Below are 13,473 nucleotides of genomic sequence, written 5' to 3'. Positions count from 1 at the left end.
CTTCTGCGCCCCGCGGCGCGCCACTCCTCTGCACTCCAACGCCATGCAAAACGTCCAGAACCGCATTCTTTCCGAACAACTCGATGGCCGTGAGCTGCGCGTCGCCGTGGTGCAGGCCCGCTTCAACACCGCCATTACCGACCGCATCACCCAGTCCTGCCTCGACGAACTCCAGCGCCTGGGCGTGAACGAAGACGATATCGGGCTCTACACCGTCCCCGGCGCGCTCGAACTGCCGCTGATGCTGCAGGCGCTGGCCGAGAGCGAGGCCTTCGATGCGCTCATTGCCATCGGCTGCGTGATTCGCGGCGACACCTATCACTTCGAGGTCGTCTGCAATACCAGCGCGGCCGGTATCGCTCAGGTGGCGCTCGACTACAACATGCCGGTGGCCAACGGCGTGCTCACCGTGGAAAACGAAGCGCAGGCCGAAGCCCGCATCGACAAAGGCGCCGAATGCGCCCGCGTCGCGGTGGAAATGGCCAACCTGTTCATCGACATCAGCGACAACGACGACGAGGCCGCATGACCGCAACCACCGCCCCCAAAAGCGCGCGGCGCAAGTCGCGCGAGCTCGCGTTCCAGGGCATTTATGAATGGCTGCTCGCCGGCAGCGATACCGGCGCGATCGAAGCCTTTCTGCACGAGCGCTACCCCACCATCAAGCTCGACGACGATCACTTCCAGTCGCTGCTGCATGGCGCGCTGGCCGAGGCCGGGCCGCTCGACGCCCTCATTCAGCCGCACATCGACCGCCAGACCAGCGAGCTTTCCCCGGTAGAGCACGCCCTGCTGCTGATGGGCGCTTTCGAGCTGCAGCGTCATCTCGACGTGCCTTACCGCGTGGTCATCAACGAAGCGGTCGAACTCGGCAAGGTGTACGGCGGCACCGACGGCTACAAATACGTCAACGGTGTGCTCGACCGCATCGCCGCGCAATTGCGCAAAACCGAGGTCGAAGCCGCCAACCAGTCGCACCCGCAGGCGCAGCCCACGGCCACCGACTTCAGCCCGCCGCCCAACCCCTACGCGAACGTGCCCGTCAGCCACAAGGCCAAAACCCCGCCGCGACGTGCGGCCGCTTCTTTCCCCCGGCGCGCCAGCGCCAGCCCGCGCCCGCCGCGCAAAGACTGAGAGGGTGTGAACAAATCCGCCATGCCCGCTCCTCGCGCCCAAACACCCCCGCTCGGCGTTGCAAATGCTCGCCGTGCCGATGGGCACGGCTGTGCTTTGCGCCTTGATCGGAAGCGTTTGGGCACGCTGCTCGGCCACGCCGGATTCATTCACACCCTCTGATCTCCCTCTGATAGCCGCCATGCGCTTAGCCCAACGCAACCAGTCCATCGAACCCTTCTACGTCATGGACGTGGTGCGCGCCGCGGCCGAACAACAAACGGCCTGGGAAGCGCAGGGCAGGCGCATGATCCATCTCAGCGTGGGCGAGCCCGATTTCATCGCGCCCGAACCCGTGGTCGAAGCCGCCACCCGAGCCTTGCGCGACGGCCGCACCGGCTACACCCTGGCGCCCGGCCTGCCTGCGCTACGCGAACGCATCGCGCAGCACTACGCCCAGGTGCACGGCGTGACGCTCGACCCGGCGCGCGTGTTCATCACCGCGGGCGCCTCGGGCGCCCTCACCCTGGCCAGCCTGCTGCTGTTCAATCCGGGCGATGAAGTGCTCATGCCCGACCCGAGCTATCCGTGCAACAAGAACTTCGTGGCCGCTGCGGGTGCGCGGGCACGCATGCTGCCCGCCCCCGCCGCGCAACGCTTTCAGCTCACGGCCAGCGAAGTCGAAGCCGCGTGGACGCCGCAGACCGCTGGGGTTCTGCTGGCCTCGCCCTCCAACCCCACCGGCACCTCCATCGCGCCAGACGAGCTGCGCCGCATCGCCGACGTGGTGCGCGCGCGCGGCGGGGTGAGCATCGTCGACGAAATCTATCTGGGCCTCAGCTATGAAGCCGGCTACGGCCACACCGCGCTAGCCGCGGGCGACGACATCATCACCGTCAACAGCTTCTCCAAATACTTCCAGATGACCGGATGGCGGCTGGGCTGGCTGGTCGTGCCGCCCTCGCTCGTCGCCCCGCTGGAGCGCATGGCCGGCAATTTGTTCATCTGCGCCAGCAGCGTGGCGCAACAGGCCGCGCTGGCCTGCTTCGAGCCCGACACCTTGGCCGAATACGAACGCCGCCGCGCCGAGTTCCAACGCCGCCGCGACCTGATCGTGCCCGGCCTCGAAGCCCTGGGCCTGCGCGTGCCCGTGCGGCCGGACGGCGCGTTTTATGTGTACGCCGACTGCTCTGCCTACAGCGCCGACAGCTGGGATTTCTGCTTCGAGGTCATGCGCGATACCGGCGTGGTGCTCGTACCTGGCAAAGACTTCGGCACCGCCGAGCCCCAGCGCTACTTCCGCCTGAGCTACGCCAACAGCATCGCCAACCTGCAGGAAGCGCTGGCCCGGCTACGCGGCTATCTGGAGCGCAAGGCGGCATGAAAGACGGCACCCAATCTTTCCACTGGCCCGTGCGGGTGTACTGGGAAGACACCGACGCCGGGGGCATCGTCTATTACGCCAACTATCTCAATTTTTTCGAGCGCTCGCGCACGGAATGGCTGCGCAGCCTGGGGCTGGCGCAATCGGAGCTGGCGGCGCAATCGGGAATGGTGTTCGTCGTGGCCGACGTGCACCTGCGCTACGCCGCCCCCGCGAAACTCGACGACGCGCTGCAGATCCAGCTTCGCTTGCAGGATATCGGCAGCGCCAGCCTTACCGTCGCGCAACAGGCCTGGCGCTGCGACGCCAGCGGTGCACCCGCCGCGCTGCTGTGCGAGGCCACGGTGCGCGTGGGTTGCGTGGCGGCGGCCACGCTGCGGCCATCGCGCATTCCGCGGGTAGTCTTCGACCGCGTCACCCGCTGGGCAGCGCCTGCTTCACCCGCACCCTGAGCTGCAACCCTTCCTTTCGTGAACCTTTTTTCCTCAATCCTGTCTTCTCCGCAGCGGCCGCGCCCGTTGGGGATTTGTTGTAATGCAGGCTGTCTCTCCTGAGCCGCGCGCTCACTCTCCCACTACTACAGCCAGACCTCCCTATGGATCAAAACTTCTCCATCGTGTCCATGGTGCTCGGCGCCAGCATCGTGGTGCAGCTGGTGCTCGCCCTTCTGCTCTCCGTATCGCTGGCGAGCTGGACCGTCATCTTCCGCAAATATTTCGCCATCAAGTCGGCGCGGGTGAAGTCTGAAGACTTTGAACAGGAGTTCTGGTCCGGGACGGGGCTCAACGACCTCTACCAATCGGCGCTGAGCAACGGCCGCCACGGCAGCCCGCTGCAGCGCATCTTCGCCTCGGGCATGCGTGAATACCTCAAGCTGCGCGAGCGCCATGTGCTCGACGGCTCCACGCTGGTGGACGGCGCCCGCCGCGCCATGCGCGCCGCCTTCCAGCGCGAGATGGACGCGCTCGAAGCCAACTTGTCCTTTCTCGCCTCGGTCGGCTCAGTGTCGCCCTATGTCGGCCTGTTCGGCACGGTGTGGGGCATCATGCACGCCTTCGTCGGCCTGTCCAATCTGCAGCAGGTCACGCTGGCCACCGTGGCGCCCGGCATTGCCGAGGCGCTGGTGGCCACGGCCATCGGCCTGTTCGCCGCCATCCCCGCGGTGATCGCCTACAACTTCTTCGCCCGCGACATCGATCGCCTGGCCAATCGCTACGAGTCGTTCACCGAAGAGTTTTCCAACATCCTGCAGCGCCAGAGCACGCCCGCGCCGAGCGCCGCGCAGCAGGCTGCGGCAGCAAGCGCCGGGCGAGCCGGGCCGGTCACCGGCTTTGGCGGAGGGCGCTGAGATGACGCTCCCGCGCTCACCCCGTTCGCTGATCCCTGGGAACTTCTGACATGCCCGCCCTCCAATCCAGCAGTCGTGGGCATCGCTCGCGGCGCGCTCTGGCCGACATCAATGTCGTGCCCTATATCGACGTCATGCTGGTGTTGCTGATCATTTTCATGGTCACCGCGCCACTCATCACGCCGACCATGGTCAAGCTGCCCACCGTGGGCAATGCACCGCAGGCGCCCAGTACCTTGGTACAGGTCACCATCCAGAAGGACGACATGCTCGAAGTCTCGCTGCGCGACCCCAAGAGCAAGGCCGCCAACGCCGCGCCGCAGCCCGTCAGCCTCAAGGACTTGCCGCAGACCGTACAGCAACTGGCCGCGCAGGCTGGCCTGAGCCTCGATGCCATGCCGGTGCTGATCGCCGCCGACAAAAACGTGAAGTACGACGCGGTGATGCGCGCGCTCAATCTGCTCAAACAACACGGTGTGGAGCGCGTGGGCCTGGCCGTCCAGTCCAACCCATCCTGATGCGTTTTTTCTCCCGCTTTTTAGCCCGGTTTTTTCCCCTTTTCCCATGAACACCGCGCGCTTATCTCCAGGCGACCCCTCCGCGCTGCGGCCGCCGCACGAACGCGGCACGCTGCGCGCCTTCGGCCTGGCCGCCCTGTTCCACCTACTGCTCATCGCCCTCATCGCCTTCGGCGTGCACTGGAAGAGTCACCCGCCCGAAGCGGTGGAGGCCGAGTTGTGGTCGCCCACGGTGCAGCGCGCCGCGCCCCGGCCCACCGCGCCGATGGAACGCAAGCAGCCGCAACCCCAGCCGCAACCCGCCCCGCCGCCACCGCCACCGCCGCCGCCCAAACCCGTGGCCGCCCCCAAACCCGAGCCGCAGGTGCAACAGGCCGACATCGTGCTGAAGCAGGAGCGCGAAGCCGCGCTCAAAAAACAGCAGGCCGAGCAACAGACGCTGATCGAAAAACGGCTCAAGGAAGAACAGAAAAAACTCGCCGAAGAAAAGCAGCGCCTGGCCGAGCAAAAGCAGCAGCAGGAACTCAAACAACAACAGTTGGCCGAACAGCGCAAACAGCAGCAGGAAGAAAAACTGCGCCAGGAAAAGCTGGCCGAGCAAAAAAAGCTGGCTGAACAAAAGCGGCTAGCCGAGCTGAAGCAGAAAAAACTGGAGCAGCAGCAGGCGCAGCTTGCCGCCTCGTCGCGCGACGATTACATGAAGCAGTTGATGCAGCAGGCGGGCACCGGCGCGGCCAACAGCACCGGCACTGCGGCGCGCACCTCCGGTCCGTCGGGCACGTATGCGGCGCGCATCGCCAGTCTGGTGCGGGAGAACGTGACCTATCCCGAGATCAACCAGATCACCGGCGATCCGCGGGTGACGGTGCTGGTCAACCTGGCGCCGGACGGCACCGTACTCACCGCGAAAATCGAGCGCTCCAGCGGCGTTGCGAGCTGGGATCAGGCCGTGCTGCGCGCCATCGAGCGAGTGCACCACTTCCCGCCCGACAGCAACGGCAAGATCTGGACGCCGATGTTGGTCAAAGCCGGGCCGCGCGACCCAAGCTGATCAGTAGTCGATCTCCGCCCGGCCGTCTTTCGAGAGCTGGGCCAACGCGTTCAGGATCGGATCGGTGGGCGGCAGGCGGCAGGCCGGCACACTCAGGCGCACTTGCGCCCCGGCGCGTTCGACGTCGAGCAGCAGCGGCAAGCCATCTTCGCTGGCGTGCTGGCGGGCCAGCCCCACCAGCGGCTCGGCCGAGCTGGCGCCGTTGAGTTTGAGACGGATGCTCTTTCCCAGACGGGCGCGGGCTTCTTCGAGCGTCCATACCGCGTCGGCGTTGAAACGCAGCCCGCCATTGAAGCGGTCGGTCTGCGCCTTGCCACGCAACACCAGCAGGGCGTCGTCGCGCAGGCGGTCGCGCACGGTATCGAGCAGGCTTTCACCGATGACGATTTCCATCGCGCCCGATCGATCTTCCAGCGCGAGTATGGCGATGCGCCCGCGCTGCGACTGCACCAGACGCACCCCGGCCGCGATGCCTGCGATAAGCACCGGGTCGCGCGAATCGACCAGATCCATCAGCGCAGTCGGGGCGAAGCGCCGCACTTCTTCGGCGCTGGCGTCGAACAGATGACCGCTGAGGTAGTAGCCGATGGCGGTTTTCTCAAAGGAGAGCTTGGTGCGCAGATCCCAGGGTTCGACCTCGGGCAGCCGTGGCTCGTGCGCCGGGTTGTGGCCGCCATCGGCGGCGTCGGCGGCGAACAGGTCGAACAGCCCGGCCTGCTGCCTTGCGGCCTCGCGCTGCGCGGCATAGTCCATCGCGGTTTCCACTGCGGCCATCACCGCGGCACGCTCGGGGTGCAGGCTGTCGAACGCGCCGGCCTTGGCCAGAGCTTCGAGCACGCGCTTGTTGAGGCGGGTGCGATCCACCCGTTCGGCAAAGTCGAACAGCGAAGTGAAGGGCCGCTCTTGCCGCGCGGCGATCATGGCCTCCACCGCAGCCTGGCCGTTGCCCTTGATGGCCCCCAGGGCGTAGCGGATGGTCTTGCTGTCCACCGGATCGAAGCGCCACTGCGAGGCGTTCACATCAGGCGGCAGCACGTTGATGCCGCAGGCCTGCGCATCTTCCACCAGAATCTTGAGTTTGTCGGTGTCGTCGAGGGCGATGCTCATGTTGGCCGCGAGGAATTCGGCGGGGTAATGCGCCTTCATCCAGGCCGTCTGTACGGCGAGCAGCGCGTAGGCGGCGGCGTGCGATTTGTTGAAGCCGTAGCCCGCGAACTTCTCCATCAGGTCGAAGATTTCGTTGGCCTTCTCCGGCTTGATGCCGTTTTTGGCCGCGCCCTCGGCGAAGATGCCGCGGTGCTGCGCCATCTCCTCGGGCTTTTTCTTGCCCATGGCGCGGCGCAGCAGGTCGGCGCCGCCGAGCGAGTAGCCGCCGATGACCTGGGCCACCTGCATCACCTGCTCCTGATAGACCATGATGCCGTAGGTTTCCTCCAGCACCGAGGCCATGCGCGGGTCGGGATAGACCACGTCTTCCTTGCCCGCTTTGCGCGCGCAGTAGGTGGGAATGAGGTCCATCGGGCCGGGGCGGTACAGCGCCACCAGGGCGATGATGTCTTCGAAGCGGTCGGGCTTGGCGTCGCGCAGCATGCCCTGCATGCCGCGCGATTCGAGCTGGAACACGGCGACGGTGTCGCCCTTGGCCATGAGTTTGTAGCTCTTGGGGTCGTCCAGCGGAATGTCTTCGAGTTTGAAGTCGGCGCGGTCGGGGTGGTTGCGGCGGATGAGTTGCGCGCCCAGTTCCAGGATGGTCAGTGTGGCCAGGCCGAGAAAGTCGAACTTCACCAGCCCGGCGGCTTCGACATCGTCCTTGTCGAATTGTGAAACGGCGTCGGTGCTGCCCGGCTGCGCATACAGCGGGCAAAAGTCGGTGAGTTTGCCCGGCGCGATGAGCACCCCGCCCGCGTGCATGCCGATGTTGCGCGGCAGACCTTCGAGCTGCTGGGCGAGATCGAGTAGTTGCCTGACCTCCTCTTCCTCCTCGTAGCGCTGCGCCAGCAGGGGCTCCTGCTTGAGCGCGTCGGCAATCGTGATGTGCTGGCCCGGCTTGGCGGGAATGAGCTTGGCGATGCCGTCGCAGAAGGTGTAGCTCAGATCGAGCACCCGCCCGACGTCGCGCACCGCGGCGCGGGCGGCCATGGTGCCGAAGGTGGCGATCTGCGATACCGCATCCACGCCGTACTTCACCTTCACATAATCGATGACGCGGTCGCGGTTCTCTTGGCAGAAGTCGATGTCGAAGTCGGGCATCGACACCCGCTCCGGGTTGAGAAAGCGCTCGAACAGCAGCGCGTACTCCAGTGGGTCGAGGTCGGTGATGCGCAGGCTGTAGGCCACCAGCGAGCCCGCGCCCGAACCCCGTCCCGGCCCCACCGGGCAGCCGTTGCTCTTGGCCCAGTTGATGAAGTCGGCCACGATGAGAAAGTAGCCCTCGAAGCCCATCTTGGCGATGATGCCCAGCTCGTACTCCAGCCGCTGCTGATAGCGCGGGCGGGCCGCTTCGCGCTGGTCGGCCTGCGGATAGAGCACGGTCAGCCGCTGCTCCAGCCCGTCCTGCGCCTGCTGGCGGAAGAACTCAGCGGGGGTCAGTCCCTGCGGCGTGGGGAACAGCGGCAATTGCGGTTTGCCCAGATCGAGCACCAGATTGCAGCGCTGGGCAATCGCCACGGTGTTGGCCAGCGCCGAGGGCACATCGGCAAACAGCGCCTCCATCTCGGCCTGCGACTTGAAATACTGCTGGGCAGTGAACTTGCGCTGGCGGCGCGGGTTGCCCAGGGTTTCGCCCTCGGCGATGCACACCCGCGCTTCGTGGGCATCGAAGTCGTCGGTCTTGAGGAATTGCACCGGGTGCGTTGCCACCACGGGCAAACCCAGTTCGGCCGCCAAGGGCACCGCCGCCTGCACGTGGGGCTCGCACGCGGCATGACCGCCGCGCTGCAACTCGATATAGAAGCGCCCCTCGAACACAGCCGCGTGCTGCCGCGCCAGATCACGCGCGGTGGCCGTGTCGCCCTGCAGCAGCGCCTGGCCAATGGCACCTTCATGCGCACCCGAGAGCGCGATCAGACCTTCGGCCAGCCCGCCCTCCAGCCATTCCCACTGCACCACGGCACGTCCGCGCTGCTGGTTGTCCAGCCAGGCCCGACTGAGCAGATCGCAGAGGTTGAGATACCCGGTGCGGTTCTGCACCAGCAGCAACAGCCGCGTGAACTGCCCCGGATGGCGGGCGCTGCCCAGCAGTACGTCACAGCCGATGATCGGCTTGACCCCGGCGTCCAGCGCGGCTTTGTAGAACCGCACGGTGGCAAACAGGTTGTTGAAATCGGTGATCGCCAGCGCCCCTTGCCCGTCGCGGCCAGCCGCGGGCACCATGTCGTCCACGCGCAAGGCGCCGTCGACGATGGAATATTCAGTGTGGGTGCGAAGATGGACGTAGGACATCGGGGTATTTTAGGGAGGCGCCGCCCGGTTCACAGCATCAAATCACGCCGATGACCAGCAGCAGCGCCCTGTCGACCGCTTTCATCCGCTCCTCATGGAGTCGCCCGCAAGGTTCGCTTATTTTGCTTCGCGGCAGTGTCGAGATTTTGTCCACCATGACCTGCGATAGTGCACGCAGTCCGTTCGCTGGATTCGGCTCGACGGTGACGCGAAACGCGGCATTGCGCAAATCGCTCGTCACTGGGCACAGCATGACGCTTTCCAAGTCGCCCAACAGGTCGGATTGAATGATCAGGGCAGGCCTTGGTTTGCCGTAATCGCCCTGCAGAGAAACCGTCACCAAATCGCCCCGCTGCATCACTCCCAGCCCTCAACTTGCGATGCAGCCTCTTCGGTGAATCGCAGCGCTTCGGCTTCTGCCGGATCGCCTTTCAGGTCTTGACACTGCCGACGCACTTGCGCCGCGAACTCGGGCGAGCGGGTGTCAGGCACCCAAAACTGCACCGGTCGCAGTCCGGCAGCGCGCATCCGCTCGCGGTGACGCGCGACCTTGTCGGTTGATTCATGGATGAATGGCATGATGCTCTCCGCTGGTTGCATACGTGGTTACATGATACTCCGCATGCAACCCGTCGATCCGGCATGTTGATGTGTGAAGTTCGTAGCTCAAAGCCTCCTCACCCCTACCCTCCCACAAGTGGAGAGGGCGCGTTTGCTCCTCCTCCATGCAGTGGCGGAGGCCGGGAGGGGGATGATGTCTTTTCCCGCTATTCCACTCGAATTTTCCCCACTTTTCTCTCTGCTATGGTGTCGACCAAGGCAGCGGCGACTGCCTATTTCACACACCGGAGACCCCGCACGATGATCAACAGCTACCTGCCCGCATGGCCCTTGCATCCTGACGGGGTGTTCTGGGTGGGTGCCGCGCTGGTGCTGGCCACGCTAACGGGGGAATCGGTGTTTCGCTTTCTCAAGTGGCCGCGGCTGGTGGGCTATGCCGCGGCCGGCATGATTCTGGCCGCCGGCGGGGCCGGGCTCAATGTGTATGAGCTGCAGAACAGTGCCCGCGCCATTGTCGATACGGCCCTGGCCGTGCTGCTTTTCGAGATCGGCCACCGGGTGAATCTGCGCTGGCTGCGCGCCAATCCGGCGCTGCTGGGCATGAGCCTGCTCGAATCGGCGCTGGGCTTTGGCGCGGTATGGATCACTCTGGTGTTCCTGGGCTTCACCGCGTTGCAGTCGGCCATCGTGGCTGGGCTGCTCATGGCCACCTCGCCTGCCGTGGTGCTGCGCATCAGCAGCGAGTTTCGCACCAACGGGCAGGTGACCGAGCGCTTGCTGCTGCTCTCGGCCCTCAACACCTTTTACGCCCTGCTAGTCTGCAGCCTGCTGCTGGGCATGATGGACGCCGACGGCCCGCAGGGCGCGGCCGCCTCGGCGCTGCATCTGCTGTACCTGCTCGGCGGCTCGGTGCTGGCCGCGGCGCTCTTGGCCTGGGCGGTCAACTGGGTGGAGCGGCATTTCGACTTCCGCGACGAGGGCGGCGCGCTGATGCTCGTCGGCCTCATTGTGCTCACCCTCTCGGTCACCCGCATGCTCAACTGGTCGGCCCTGCTCACGCCTCTGCTGGCCGGCGCGCTGCTGCGCTGGCGCAGCCCGAGGCCACGGCTGTGGCCACGCCATTTCGGCACGGCGGGCGGTGTGCTCATGGTGCTGCTCTTTCTCATTCTGGGCCTGAGCCTCAACGCCCGCATTCTGCTGGCGGGCGGGCTGGCGGCAGCGCTGGTCATCGTCGTGCGGCTGGTGGCCAAGCTCGCCGGGGCGCTGGCGTTCGGCCGCGTCAGCGGCGCGAGCTGGCGGCAGTCTGTCGCGCTGGGCCTGTCGCTCAACCCGGCCGCGGGCGTGAGCTTCGTGCTCGCGCTGAGTTTTCTCGGCAGCTCGGCCGGGGCGGCGCTGCACCCCATGCTGGCCGTCGCGTTCAGCGCCATCGCCCTGCTCGAACTGCTCGCCCCGCTACTCACCCGCTGGGCGCTGGGCTATAGCGGAGACATCGCCCCCGGCCCGGTCAGCCGCACCACGGGAGGAAACGCATGAGTCTGGGGCCCTTCACCAAATCAGGCGCCTTGAGCATCGGCATCGAGCTGGAGCTGCAGATCGTCAACCGGCACAACTACGACCTCATGCCCTGCGCGCCTGACCTGCTGCGTCTGCTGCAAGGCCACAAGCTGCCCGGCGTGGTCACGCCGGAAATGACCGAGAGCATGATCGAGCTCGCCACCGGCATCTGCACCGGCTATGACGACGCCCTGGCCCAACTCACCGAGATTCAGGGCGCGCTGGTGGAAGCCGCCAACAAGCTCGACGTGGGCCTGGCCGGCGGCGGCACTCACCCCTTCCAGCACTGGGCGCAGCAGCGCATTTTCGACAAGCCGCGCTTTCTCCAACTCTCCGAGCTGTACGGCTACCTGAGCAAGCAGTTCACCGTGTTCGGCCAGCATGTGCACCTGGGCTGCCCCGACGCCGACACCGCGCTCTACACCCTGCACTGCATCTCCCGCTTCATTCCGCACTTCATCGCCCTCTCGGCATCGTCGCCCTATGTGCAGGGCGAAGACACTGGGTTTCACTCCGCGCGGCTGAACTCGGTGTTCGCCTTCCCGCTCTCGGGCCGCGCGCCCTTTGCCCTGACTTGGGAAGACTTCGAGCGCTACTTCGACAAAATGACCGCTACCGGCGTGGTCAAGAGCATGAAAGACTTCTATTGGGATATCCGCCCCAAGCCCGAATACGGCACCATTGAAGTGCGCGTGATGGACACCCCGCTCACCATCACCAAGGCCGCGCGCATCGCCGCCTACATCCAGACCCTGGGTGCCTACATTCAGCGCGAGCGGCCCTTCCAGCCGCAGGAAGACGACTACCTCGTCTACACCTTCAACCGCTTTCAGGCCTGCCGCTTCGGCTTCGACGGCACCTTCGTCGACCCCGCCACCCGCGAACACCGCACCCTGCGCGAAGACCTCATCCGCACCCTCGTCAAACTCGAAGGCCACGCCGCAGACTGCAAATCCGACGTCGCCCTGCGCGAACTCCTTGCCGACGTCAGCGCCCGCGGCAACGATGCCGAGTGGATCCGCGCAGTGTTCTCACGCGAGCATCACCTGCCCGAAGTCGTGCGGCAGCAGGCGGGGCGGTGGATGGACGTCGCCACCTGAGCCCAATACCACTTTGTTAGTAGACTTCAGGAGCATGAATAGGCTGCTCGCTTGAGCACTATACGCCAATGGCGTATCATCCCGTCCTTGGAGTTCATTGAGACACCAACCTTCACCCGGCAAATCGTCGCGCTACTCTCGGATGATGCCTATCGTGGCTTGCAGAATCTGATTCTGGAGAACCCAGAGCGAGGCGATTTGATTGTCGGCGGCGGCGGGCTACGCAAGCTGCGGTATGCCCTGCCTGGCCGCGGAAAAAGTGAAGGGATGCGGACAATTTATTACTGGCGGCGCGATGCGAACCAGGTGTTGATGCTCGTGGCCTATCCAAAATCCAGGCAAGACACCCTGAGCGATGCCGAGTTGGCCATCCTGCGCCGACTCATCGAGGAGATCTGATCATGGACAAGACCCTATTCGACGATCTGGTGCAAAGCCTCAAAGAGGCCAAAGCGATCACCACCGGCCAAACGCAGGCCAGCCAACGTATCGTGCTGCAGGCCGAGGATGTGCGTCAGGTACGCGAGCACACCGGACTATCGCAACAAGACTTTGCCCGCCTCATGCACGTGAGCGTCAAGACCCTTCAGAACTGGGAGCAACATCGACGCACACCAACCGGTCCAGCAGCGGCTTTGCTCAAAATCGTAGCCACTGCGCCAGAAGTGGCGCTCCGCAGCCTGCACGGATAAGGCAGACCATCATTCTCCATCGTGATGGACTCAGACTCCACGAACTTCACCGTGGTACGGCTAACGGGGAGCAGGTCAACGGCGCGAGGGGGCAGGTCACACGCATCGCCACCACCGCTGGATAGGCATAACCCGACCGTCCTGCCTGGAGCAGTTTGACCGGCCATAAGTGGAGCAGTTTTGGGGTGGCCAGCAGGGTGGTGACCAACACCGCCGGTCTCGATCCCGCCGAGCTGATCACGCGCTACAAGAGCCTAGCCTGATATCTAGCAGCGAAGATTCTTGCAGCTGCGCGAACAGCGTCCTCAAAGACACGCAAGAGGTGGGCGATTGCGGCGGCGGTTAAGAAGACAAATGCGGCCGTGAATGGCACAGCGATCCATCCGATTCCTGTTGTCTTGGACACCCTGAGGATTTCGGCAACTGGATCTATGAGAAAGACGTGCACCCCATATATAGCCACCGTATATAAGGAGAGACGGCTTAGCCACGGCGGCGATGCCCCCTTCTGCATGCCGAGAAATAGCATGAAGAGGCCAGCAGCGGCAACTGTTACGTTAGGTGCCAAATAGTCATAGAAGGTCTGATCCAAGTGGCCCGCACGTTGAGTGTAAATGGCTGTCATCGCGACCGTCGCGGCAACCCCGGCCGCAAATAAGAGCGCACCTGTCGACTTACGCCACGCATGCTCGCTCAGGACCGCACCGAGAA

15 protein-coding genes are annotated in these 13,473 nt (G+C 65.0%); 11 read left to right on the top strand and 4 right to left on the bottom strand.

Annotated elements, in window-relative coordinates; translation table 11 throughout:
- Positions 1-43 precede the first annotated feature (43 nt).
- The 7 genes from ribH (at position 44) to tolA (ending at position 5,414) form a co-directional block, all read left to right on the top strand.
- Positions 44-529, top strand: coding sequence for a 6,7-dimethyl-8-ribityllumazine synthase (ribH, locus tag ABT24_RS08670; protein WP_013123949.1), 486 nt, complete (start codon positions 44-46; stop codon positions 527-529).
- Positions 526-1,134: a transcription antitermination factor NusB gene (gene nusB, locus ABT24_RS08665; protein ID WP_013106716.1), complete on the top strand. Its 609-nt coding sequence runs from the start codon at positions 526-528 to the stop codon at positions 1,132-1,134. Before ribH ends, nusB begins: the two co-directional genes overlap by 4 nt.
- A 181-nt stretch (positions 1,135-1,315) precedes the next feature.
- The gene (locus ABT24_RS08660; RefSeq protein ID WP_276726767.1) at positions 1,316-2,497 is read left to right on the top strand and encodes a pyridoxal phosphate-dependent aminotransferase; all 1,182 of its coding nucleotides are present in this window, start codon (positions 1,316-1,318) and stop codon (positions 2,495-2,497) included.
- Positions 2,494-2,949, top strand: coding sequence for a tol-pal system-associated acyl-CoA thioesterase (ybgC, locus tag ABT24_RS08655; RefSeq protein ID WP_276726764.1), 456 nt, complete (start codon positions 2,494-2,496; stop codon positions 2,947-2,949). Before ABT24_RS08660 ends, ybgC begins: the two co-directional genes overlap by 4 nt.
- Positions 2,950-3,092: 143 nt before the next feature.
- Positions 3,093-3,845: a protein TolQ gene (gene tolQ / locus ABT24_RS08650; protein WP_013123954.1), complete on the top strand. Its 753-nt coding sequence runs from the start codon at positions 3,093-3,095 to the stop codon at positions 3,843-3,845.
- Positions 3,846-3,895: 50 nt separating this feature from the next.
- Positions 3,896-4,363, top strand: a complete 468-nt coding sequence (locus tag ABT24_RS08645; protein ID WP_013123955.1) for a biopolymer transporter ExbD — start codon at positions 3,896-3,898, stop codon at positions 4,361-4,363.
- 46 nt (positions 4,364-4,409) lie between these two features.
- The gene (gene tolA, locus ABT24_RS08640; protein ID WP_276726761.1) at positions 4,410-5,414 is read left to right on the top strand and encodes a cell envelope integrity protein TolA; all 1,005 of its coding nucleotides are present in this window, start codon (positions 4,410-4,412) and stop codon (positions 5,412-5,414) included.
- Here tolA and dnaE read toward each other — a convergent pair whose 3' ends face one another.
- The 3 genes from dnaE to ABT24_RS08625 are packed head-to-tail and all read right to left on the bottom strand — an operon-like array spanning position 5,415 to position 9,434.
- Positions 5,415-8,855 carry a DNA polymerase III subunit alpha gene (gene dnaE / locus ABT24_RS08635; RefSeq protein WP_286737681.1) on the bottom strand — a complete coding sequence of 1,147 codons (3,441 nt, stop codon included), beginning with the start codon at positions 8,853-8,855 and terminating at the stop codon, positions 5,415-5,417.
- Positions 8,856-8,892: 37 nt separating this feature from the next.
- Positions 8,893-9,213, bottom strand: coding sequence for a type II toxin-antitoxin system PemK/MazF family toxin (locus ABT24_RS08630; RefSeq protein ID WP_276708685.1), 321 nt, complete (start codon positions 9,211-9,213; stop codon positions 8,893-8,895).
- On the bottom strand, positions 9,213-9,434 hold the full coding sequence (locus ABT24_RS08625; protein WP_013106726.1) for an antitoxin MazE family protein: 222 nt from the start codon (positions 9,432-9,434) through the stop codon (positions 9,213-9,215). The genes ABT24_RS08630 and ABT24_RS08625 overlap by 1 nt, the downstream gene beginning before the upstream one ends.
- A gap of 282 nt (positions 9,435-9,716) precedes the next feature.
- Between ABT24_RS08625 and ABT24_RS08620 the strand changes: the two genes are divergently transcribed.
- The 4 genes from ABT24_RS08620 to nadS all read left to right on the top strand — a co-directional run bounded on the left by ABT24_RS08620 (position 9,717) and on the right by nadS (position 12,762).
- Complete coding sequence (locus tag ABT24_RS08620) at positions 9,717-10,949, top strand: cation:proton antiporter (RefSeq protein WP_276726755.1); 1,233 nt, start codon at positions 9,717-9,719, stop codon at positions 10,947-10,949.
- Positions 10,946-12,070, top strand: coding sequence for a YbdK family carboxylate-amine ligase (locus ABT24_RS08615; RefSeq protein WP_276726751.1), 1,125 nt, complete (start codon positions 10,946-10,948; stop codon positions 12,068-12,070). Before ABT24_RS08620 ends, ABT24_RS08615 begins: the two co-directional genes overlap by 4 nt.
- An 87-nt stretch (positions 12,071-12,157) precedes the next feature.
- Positions 12,158-12,469: a type II toxin-antitoxin system RelE/ParE family toxin gene (locus ABT24_RS08610; RefSeq protein WP_276726748.1), complete on the top strand. Its 312-nt coding sequence runs from the start codon at positions 12,158-12,160 to the stop codon at positions 12,467-12,469.
- Positions 12,470-12,471: 2 nt separating this feature from the next.
- Positions 12,472-12,762 carry a NadS family protein gene (nadS, locus tag ABT24_RS08605; RefSeq protein WP_276726744.1) on the top strand — a complete coding sequence of 97 codons (291 nt, stop codon included), beginning with the start codon at positions 12,472-12,474 and terminating at the stop codon, positions 12,760-12,762.
- Positions 12,763-13,006: 244 nt separating this feature from the next.
- Here nadS and ABT24_RS08600 read toward each other — a convergent pair.
- The coding region (locus ABT24_RS08600; RefSeq protein WP_286737677.1) for an acyltransferase family protein at positions 13,007-13,473 on the bottom strand (467 nt) is incomplete at its 5' end.

The sequence above is a fragment of the Thiomonas sp. SCN 64-16 genome, assembly GCF_001725585.1.
Classification (GTDB): domain Bacteria; phylum Pseudomonadota; class Gammaproteobacteria; order Burkholderiales; family Burkholderiaceae_C; genus Thiomonas; species Thiomonas arsenitoxydans.
The sequence above is the reverse complement of the archived record's forward strand: the minus strand, read 5'-3'. Positions and strand labels throughout refer to the sequence as shown.